This is a genomic window from Roseisolibacter sp. H3M3-2, assembly GCF_029211165.1.
GTDB lineage: Bacteria > Gemmatimonadota > Gemmatimonadetes > Gemmatimonadales > Gemmatimonadaceae > Roseisolibacter.
Window position 1 is genome coordinate 1 of sequence record NZ_JARGEK010000529.1, and the last position, 2,522, is coordinate 2,522.

5 protein-coding genes are annotated in these 2,522 nt (G+C 80.1%); 1 reads left to right on the top strand and 4 read right to left on the bottom strand.

What is annotated here, in order from left to right; translation table 11 throughout:
* The 3 genes from PYV61_RS24020 to PYV61_RS24030 form a co-directional block, all read right to left on the bottom strand.
* Positions 1-403, bottom strand: a 403-nt coding sequence (locus PYV61_RS24020) for a phosphotransferase (protein ID WP_275836406.1), incomplete at its 3' end; no start/stop codon positions are given.
* On the bottom strand, positions 400-948 hold the full coding sequence (locus tag PYV61_RS24025) for a DinB family protein (RefSeq protein WP_275836407.1): 549 nt from the start codon (positions 946-948) through the stop codon (positions 400-402). The genes PYV61_RS24020 and PYV61_RS24025, both read right to left, overlap by 4 nt.
* Positions 949-983: 35 nt before the next feature.
* The gene (locus PYV61_RS24030) at positions 984-1,376 is read right to left on the bottom strand and encodes a hypothetical protein (RefSeq protein ID WP_275836408.1); all 393 of its coding nucleotides are present in this window, start codon (positions 1,374-1,376) and stop codon (positions 984-986) included.
* Between the two features lie 104 nt (positions 1,377-1,480).
* Between PYV61_RS24030 and PYV61_RS24035 the strand changes: the two genes are divergently transcribed.
* Positions 1,481-2,209, top strand: a complete 729-nt coding sequence (locus PYV61_RS24035; protein ID WP_275836409.1) for a hypothetical protein — start codon at positions 1,481-1,483, stop codon at positions 2,207-2,209.
* Here the strand turns inward: PYV61_RS24035 and PYV61_RS24040 are convergent.
* On the bottom strand, positions 2,184-2,522 hold a 339-nt coding region (locus PYV61_RS24040; RefSeq protein ID WP_275836410.1), incomplete at its 5' end, for a DUF2809 domain-containing protein. The genes PYV61_RS24035 and PYV61_RS24040 overlap by 26 nt on opposite strands.

Consider the following 2,522-nt stretch of genomic DNA (forward strand, 5'->3'; position numbering starts at 1 on the left):
CGGCGTGCAGGGCGCGCAGGAACGCCGCCAGCGCCGCCGCCACCCGGTCGCGCCGCGCCGGCGGCAGCCGCCGCCACCGCGCCCCGGTGAGCGCCGCCCCGCGCGCGGCGTGGTGCACCGCGAACGCGCACCCCGGCTCTGGCTCGGCGAGGGCGGGGCGCGGCGCGGCCAGGGCGAGCGCGCCGGCGAGCCCGGGCACCACCGCCGCCTCCCGCCGCAGCGCCACCGCCGCCTCGGCGTGGCGCGCCACCCGAACCACCCGCCCACCGGCGGCGGCCAGCGCGTGGCAGTGGTCGCCGCGCCCGAGCGGCGCCAGCGGGGCGAGGTCGGGGCGGACGGCGGCGGCCAGGGCCGCCGCCTCGGCGTACGTGCGCGGCCAGCGGGGGCCGCGCCCGCCGGTCACGCCGGGCGCCCGGCCAGCTGCGCCGCGACCTCGTCGACCTGCTTGGCGTGGCGGGCGTCGTGGTGCGCCGCCAGCTCGATCCACCCGCGCAGCGTCACCGGCCCGATGAACGGGTGCGGGTGCACGCGCCGGTCGAGCACGTCCGGGGTGGCGGCGCGGTAGGCGGCGACCAGCGCCTCGCGCGCCCGCGCCATCTGCTCGCGCACCGCGTCCTCGGCGAGCCCGCCGGCGGGGCGCACGCGCTCCGGGGCCTCGACGCGCTCGTTGCGGGCCCGGACCCACCCGGCGCGCCGCTCCCCCAGCACCGCCGCCTCGCACGCCTCCGGGTCCACCGCCGGCTGCTCGGCGTACGTGGCCAGCATCCTCGCCACCCCGGCGTCGATCCGCGCCACGTGCTCGGCGACCTCGAGCGCGGACCAGCGGTCGGGGGCCGGGCGCTCGGCGCGGCGGTCGGCGGGAACGCGGTCCACGGCGGCGAGGAAGGCGGCGCGCTCCTCCACGAGGAGCGCGAGGAGCGGATCGGGCTCGGCGGCGGGCGTCGTCATGCCCGCCAAGCTACCCGGCGCCCGGCGGTGCCGCATCAGCGGCGGCGGACCCGCTCCCAGGAGGCGTGGATCCGGTCGACGTTGCGGTCGAACCGCTCGCGCTGGGCGGCGGTGAGCAGCTCGCGCTCCTCGGCCATCATCCGGTCGATGCTGCGGAACAGCTCCTCGCGGACCGCCGGCTGGGTGGCGCGCTTCGGGTCGCCCTTCGTGATCGCGGCGCGCTCGTCGGCGAAGCGGCGGTTGATCGCGCGGACCAGCACCTCCTGGCCCGGCGTCAGCTCGATCCCCTGCATGACGAAGCCGCCGACCGCGCGGCGGGGGGCGGAGCGCGCGGCGACCGGAGAGGCCGGGGCCTGGGCCGCCGCGTGGGCGGCGGGCGCCGCCAGCAGGAGGGCGGCGGTCAGCAGGGAGACGGGGGCACGACGCATGACGGGGAGACGCTCGGGGAGCTGGGCGGGGGCCCCGGTGTGACGAGGGGTCCCCCGCCCCGGCAACCGGAAACCGCCGCCGCGTCCATCCCGTAGGAGCGCCCATGCAGCAGCCCCCCGCCGACGTCGTCCCCGCCGCGCAGCCCGCCCCGCCCGCCGCCCCGCCGCCCCCCGCCCCGCCCGCGGCCTCGGCGCCGGTGGCCGTCCAGGTGCCCGGGCTGGAGCCGATCGCGTTCGACCAGCTCCCGAAGAACGCGCAGGAGCTGCAGGGGCTGCGCGAGCGGCGGGAGATCCTGCGCGACCAGCTCGAGCGCGCCTCCAACCGCCGCGACGAGCTGGTGAACCAGCTGAACGGCGAGGAGGGGCAGGAGCGGCTCTCCGCCGAGGCGCGCGTCGGCGTGCAGCAGCGGCTGCAGGTGCTCGACGAGCGGATCCTGCAGCTGGAGCGCGACCAGGCCGCGACGGAGCGGCTGCTCAGCAACGCGCCCCCCGCCGTGCTGGCGGAGGTCCGGCAGAACGAGCGCGACCAGTCCAACCGCGTGGACGAGGACGAGGCGGTCGGCGTCGCCTTCTCGACGTTCGGGCTCGGCATCGTGCTGACGCTCGTCGTCTCGCGCGTGCGCGCCGCGATGCGGCGGCGGCGCGGCGGGGCGGCGACGACCGCCGCCGCGGCGGCCGCGGACGACCCGCGCATCGACCGGCTGGCGCACGCGGTCGAGGCGATCGCCGAGGAGGTCGAGCGCATCGGCGAGGGGCAGCGCTTCGTGACGCAGCTGCTGGCGTCGCAGCAGCGCGAGACGGCCGCGCTCAGCGGGCGGTCCGACCGGCCGTAGCGCGCTCCAGCAGCAGCGCGGCGAGCACCCCGGCCGCGTAGGCCGCGAGGTCGCGCGGGTCGAAGCCGCTGCCGAGCACCAGGCGCAGGGGGCCGCGCCGGGCCGCGTCGAGCGCCGGGGTGTGCACGAGCTGCGACAGCTCGACCGCCACGCACGCCGCGTAGGTGGCGGCGGCGCGCGCGGCGGCGCGCGCGGCGGGGGCGAGCGCGCCGACCCACCAGGACAGCATGAGCGCCCACAGCGCGTCGCCGGCGACGCCGCGCGCGGCGGCGCCGAGGAAGTCGGCGCGCGTGTGCACCGCCAGCCCGACGGC